The 5,574-nt window shown below is 61.5% G+C and carries 5 protein-coding genes; 1 reads left to right on the top strand and 4 read right to left on the bottom strand.

Going from position 1 to position 5,574, the window contains the following annotated elements; all coding sequences use genetic code 11:
* The coding region (locus AC1DT2_RS14785; RefSeq protein WP_477297119.1) for a type II toxin-antitoxin system HipA family toxin at positions 1–891 on the bottom strand (891 nt) is incomplete at its 3' end.
* Positions 888–1,142 (bottom strand): helix-turn-helix domain-containing protein, encoded by a 255-nt coding sequence (locus AC1DT2_RS14780; RefSeq protein WP_213948940.1) that lies wholly within the window; start codon positions 1,140–1,142, stop codon positions 888–890. The genes AC1DT2_RS14785 and AC1DT2_RS14780, both read right to left, overlap by 4 nt.
* 195 nt (positions 1,143–1,337) lie before the next feature.
* Here AC1DT2_RS14780 and AC1DT2_RS14775 point away from each other — a divergent pair, with 195 nt between their 5' ends.
* A complete protein-coding gene (locus AC1DT2_RS14775; RefSeq protein ID WP_477297117.1) occupies positions 1,338–2,450 on the top strand; it encodes a J domain-containing protein in 1,113 nt (370 codons plus the stop codon).
* A 25-nt stretch (positions 2,451–2,475) separates the two neighbouring features.
* On the opposite strand, the gene AC1DT2_RS14770 is transcribed toward AC1DT2_RS14775, so the two are convergent.
* Both AC1DT2_RS14770 and AC1DT2_RS14765 read right to left on the bottom strand, forming a co-directional pair.
* A complete protein-coding gene (locus AC1DT2_RS14770; protein WP_477297116.1) occupies positions 2,476–4,713 on the bottom strand; it encodes a hypothetical protein in 2,238 nt (745 codons plus the stop codon).
* A 114-nt stretch (positions 4,714–4,827) separates the two neighbouring features.
* Entirely contained in the window at positions 4,828–5,376 is a 549-nt protein-coding gene (locus AC1DT2_RS14765; protein ID WP_477297115.1) for a cysteine hydrolase family protein, read from the bottom strand.
* Between the last annotated feature and the right edge of the window lie 198 nt (positions 5,377–5,574).

The following is a 5,574-nucleotide window of genomic DNA, read 5'->3' as shown; positions in this document are numbered from 1 at the left end:
CGAGGTGTAGAGAAGCGCGATGTTCTTGGAATGACAGTCGGCGTTTCGCAATGCATAGGTAAGCAGCAGCGTGGTCGCCAGTTGGCGAAAGGTATTGATTCGCAACGTGCCCGGGACATGATCTCGCACCGCCTTCGCGACACGCTCCCAAGTGGCGTCGTATTTCGCTGACGGGCGCATGCCGAGCAGTGCGCAGAAATCCTCCATTCCCCACCGCGGCTGGCCATGCTCGTCCACGTCAAAACGGTGCACCACCAGTGCCTGACCATCCTGGGAGACTTCGGTTTTTGCGGCCGGTGAGACCTTAGCGGCGACCCGCATGCACAGGTGTTCGTTCAAAGCTGCAAAGGGTAATAAGCGCGAAGAGCCTTTAATGATGTGCCGGCGCGTTAGCAGCGTTGCCTTATGGTGCGGCCCCAATGCTATGCGCTCGTCCTGAGCGTCCAGGAATTTGGGCACGACGCCCGACACACCGCTGGTCGCGTGCTGGCGGACCAGTTCGGCGAACGCTTCTTCGGAATTGTCACCCTTTAGCAGCGCGGAAACTTCGATAGGCTCGGTCGGTTCATCCAACCTGGCGCCAGGCGCTGCGACTTGCAGACGCCCCACCATGTTGCGACCTACGACGGAAAGCAGGGCTAACGGACTGGCGCCGACGTGCGGCCCGAACTTTTCTTGCAGCACCTGGAGAAGATAGCCCTCGGGGAGGTTCATCTGTAGAACCGGAGGTAGCGTATCGTCCCAACCCCAGGACTCGGTGCGTACGCCCATTGTTAGCGAGACGAAATCGTTGGGTGCCGTTCCCGCGTTGTAAGTGAGCACGCTGCGGAAATCGCCCACCGACTCCAGCGTAGCCACGTCGCGCCCCAGCACGTAGACCGACAGCTTCATGTGCCTCCCCGCTCCTTGCGAAGTTCATCCAATGAGCCGGATGCACCCTCTTCGATGAAGTGCAGTTCCATGCCGATGACGGCCAGCACCGCTAGCAGCTTGCGCGAGCCAAATTCCGCCGATCTCCCGCGCTCGAAACGCGATAGCGACTCTGGGGTGATTCCTGCGCTTTCAGCGACCATGGCCTGCTTCAGGCCAAGCGCTTTGCGCCTGGTGGCAACAGCCTCGCCGAGTTCAGCCAGAGTTTGCATTTGATAAATACGTCAAGTATTGGCTAGTGAAGCCCTATTATTGATGTAAATATCAATAAGCGCAAGCGTCTCGGTCCCGGTAGGGAGCGGATGCAGCCGCGCCACTTCCACCGGCTGGACCAACGCGACAGCGACAACGACCTGATGCCTTAACATATCCGGCGCATCATCTCGTGCTCCCGGAATCGCTTCATCGTGAAGAAAACGCTCAACCCCATCGGCGCGACTGGCGCTGGCGCCGACCGGCTCCTTTCAAAAGGCCAGAAAGCGTTCAACGCGCTGATCGCCAGAATCGAGAAGCGCCGGGCTTCGTTGGCCGAATGGGAGGCGTTCGGTCCCGAATTCCAGCGGCGATACAACGACGAGTTCGAACCCCTCAAGGATGAGTTCGACACGGTGCGTATTCAGATGGTGCAGCGCCTCGACGAATCCTACGGCGAGAAGGCGCTTACCAAAGGCGAGCGTCAGACGGTCGCCGATCTGATCTGTTACTTCGCGGAGCTCATTCTTCCGTCCGTCGACGATCCTTCGCTCGCTGAGATTTACGAGCGCTACAAGGCGCCGGATGCTGACGTCGAAGCTGAGGCCATGGAGGACCTGCGGAATGACCTGAAGGCCACGTTCGATATCGACATCGGCGACGATGTCGATCTCAGTTCGCCCGACGACGTTCTCCGGCATGTGCAGGAGCAACTCGACAAGCGAGACGAGCAAGCGCGGGCAGAGAGGGCGGCGTATCACGCGAAGCGCAAGAAGACGCCAAAGCAGGAAGCGGCCGAAGAGCGTGCGCGCGCCGAGCAGGCGGAAATCCATCTATCGATTCGCGAGGTATACCGAAAACTGGCAAGCGTGCTGCATCCCGATCGCGAGAGTGATCCTGTCGAGCGCGAACGGAAGGTTGCCCTGATGAAACGGGTGAACACGGCCTATGCCAGCCGGAGCCTGCTCGATCTGCTCGAAATCCAGCTGGAGCTGGAGCACATTGACCAGGCGGCCCTGGAAAATGTCGGCGAGGAAAAGCTCAAGCGCTGGAACGCGATCCTGAAAGAGCAGCTGAGCGATCTCGATACAGAGCTCGGTGAGATTCAACTCAACTATCTGATGAGAAGCCGAATGGATCCGATGTCGTCCGTAACGCCGAAGAACGTCAAACGCGTCTTCACCGCTCGAATCACCAGCTTGCGCGAGCACATCAAACTGGTCGAACGCGATATGCGTGTGTTCGACGACATCAAGCGTCTTAAGCCTTGGCTGAAGCGCATGAAGTTCGAGCTGGCCGCGCAACACACCGACCATCGGTTCGACTAGCCCCTGTCGAGCGAACCACTTACCTTCACCGCCACGCGGCGGGTCGCCCCAGCACCTCGCTGACCATGCGCCACGGCTGATAAGTGAACGTAACCGTGTGCTCACCCGCCGGGACGCAGACGGCGCGCACCAGCCCATTCGCCCGGTGGTGCGGCACCTCTTGCCGGTCGATACGTGTCACCCAGCCGGGAAAATCCTGACCCGACATCACCAGCCACCCTGGCGCCACGCCAGACGTCTTGATGTCCGTGCGGACGTTGGTTGCCTGCGATGTCCGTATCGTGAGCTGGCCCGTGCAGGTCGCGGCGTCCTGCGTGACCAGGTCAGCGTCCGCCTGATCGCGCGGGGTAAGAAAGACAGTGTGACCAAAGTCGGCGGAGGCAAACTCCGCAGGCGAGGGCAGCGATCCCAGGGGCAGCACGATAGCCTCGGTGGGCGCGACAACGCTGGGTGACGATGTCGTGCGGATGATCTCCGTTTTGTCGTCCGCGTAGACCCGTGACGCTGGCAACGCCGGAGGGTATTGCCAGGAAAGTGTGGATGTCCCCGCGGGCAGCGCGACGTAGGCCACGCCGAGCATACGGTTCATGGCGCCGGAAGGATCCGGATTGTAGACCGTGGTCGGGCGCGGACCGTCCCCGTCCGAATACGCGCCGTACAAGCGGTCGAAGATCACCCAGCGCAGCGGCCCGTAACCGTGTGTCGCCGGCAGATCGCGTAGCACGACGAGATTCTTCCATCCCGCGCCGAGGTCGGTGGCTTCGATACGCGGGGGCAATGCACCCGGTGGGGTCTCGCGCAGTCGCGTCGCGAGGAAGGTCACCGCCGCGTTCTCCCTGAACTTCTTTCCCGCATCGCCGCGCTGGTTGAACTCGCCGTTGAGGTTGAAGCAGCGGTAGTCCACGACGACTACCGCCAGCAGGGTGATCGCCACGTGCCGGGTATTCGTCGAGCGGCGTGCATGCCATAGCGCCGCGGCCGCAGCCATCGGCGCGACGATGCTGGCGGCCTGCCAGCCCTCGCCCGTCCCGCACATGGCGAGGCTGGCGAGGAGGAGCCAGCAGGTCGTCGCCGCCAGCAGCCAGGTCATCCGTCGGCGATTGGCGAGGTCGACGTGCGAAGCCCCGAACGCGACGGCGATGGCGAGTGCCACGTTCAGGAGGTATGCGGAGTCAGAAGGCCGTCGGAACTGTTTTATTCCTGGCAACGCGTGGTAGAGCCAGCCGTAGATAGGCGTATGGCCACCCACCATGTAGACGATCGCGGCGATCGACGTGACGCCGAAGAAAATGAGGTGACGTCGTTGTACGGGGACGGCCCATGCCTTCCTGAGGCCCATGCAGAACAGCAGCGACGGAAGGGCGCCGATGTAGAGGAAGGTCTCAATGGGATCGACCGCACCGGTGTACTTCCCACGCAGGCTTTGCAGCGCGTTCGGGTCGAACAGGGTGAGGAAGGTGCGCCAGTCGACGGACATCGATGTCGCAGACTCGAGTGGAAGCTGGGGGCGATTGGAGACCGCTACGAAGGCGTAACTCAGGAGCAGCTGAGGCAGCGCCATCGCGATCGCGATACCGCCGCCGAGGACAGCACCAGCGATGACACGATAACGTAGCTGTGGCGTCCAGGATGGCCAGCGAGCCGCCACTACCCAGGCGGCATAGGGGACGAGCATCAGCCCGATCAGGTAGGTCAGCTGCACCGGCTCAACGAGAATGGCGCCAGCGGCGAGACCCGCGATGGCACCTCGCCACACGGCTGGCCGGTCGAGAAACCAACGCAGTGCCAGCAGCGTCACGGGGAGGAAACTGTAAGCCAGAACGATCGGTACGTATTGGATGCGCGATGCGGCGACGCCGCCCGCCATGAAGACGATGGCGCCCAGTGTGGCGCCAAAATCCGTACTGCCGAACCGGCGCATGAGCGCCAGGAACGCACCGCCTCCCATCAGCACGTGCAAGAGCGCGGCCCATACGAACCAGGTCGTGCCCGGGTCGGTGCGCAGCAGCATCCAGGCCATCAGCAGCGGAGAGAACAGCATGGCCTGGGGGTCCGCAATTTGCGGGTAGCCGCCGAAGATGAGGGGGTTCCACCAGGGTGCGAGGCCCGTCCGGATGCTGTGCACGTTGAAGTACACCATCGGGTAGAACTCGTTCATGGCGTCCCCGGGAAGGACGCGCAGGCCAAGCAGCAGCGGAAGATTGAGAGCGACCCAGGCAAGGATCAACACGCCAAACAGCTGGGCGAAGGAGCGTGACTTCATCGGATCGCTTTAATTTCACTGAAGAATGACCAGTCAGGTTAAGGATAACCTGACCGGCTTCAACGAGGGCGAGTACAGGCGCCAGGTGACGGAGCGCGATCCCGAAACGTCGACTTACACGCCGAGGAAAGTCTCGGTCGATTCGACCTTGGCATAGCCGAACTGCAGGGCCGCCATGAAGGCGGCATGGACCTGACTGGCCGGGACCTGCACGCCGTTGAACTCGAGGTCGTGAGTGGCACAAGCATCGTGGATCACGGTGGCCTTGAAACCGAAGTCATCCGAGGCTCGCGTCACGGCGTCGATGCACATGTGGCTCATGTTGCCGACCACCGTGACGTTCTCGATGCCGCGGCTGTCCAGCATCGCTTTGAGYGGCGTTTCGCGGTACGGATTCATGAAGTGCTTCACGATCACGGTTTCATCGGCAAGGTTCATGGCCTTCGCGTGCAGTTCCGCGCCATCCGTCCCGGGGACGAAGAACGGGGCACCTTCGGCCAGCGTTTCATGGCGGATATGGACGACAAGGTCGCCGTTCCGGCGGGCGGCTGCAATGATCCGTGCCGCATTGTCCGCAGTGGCTTCTACGCCTTCAAGAATCCACTTGCCACGGGGGAAATAGTCGTTCTGGATGTCGACGACAATAAGCGCTTGCCTGGTCATTTTCGAGCCTCGGGAGAGTTGATGAGCAACCAACATGGTTGCCGCCTACCCCGGGCGAAATGGCGACATTCCACAATGCACTGTTGTGAAAAATGGCTGCCTGGAGACTGTTGGCGCGTACCAGCCAGGTCAAAAGCCATGGCACAGCGCGCTTGGTGGGCCCACCAGGACTCGAACCTGGAACCAAAGGATTATGAG

The sequence above is a fragment of the Luteibacter sp. P4_E6 genome (assembly GCF_056401535.1).
The sequence above is the reverse complement of the archived record's forward strand: the minus strand, read 5'-3'. Positions and strand labels throughout refer to the sequence as shown.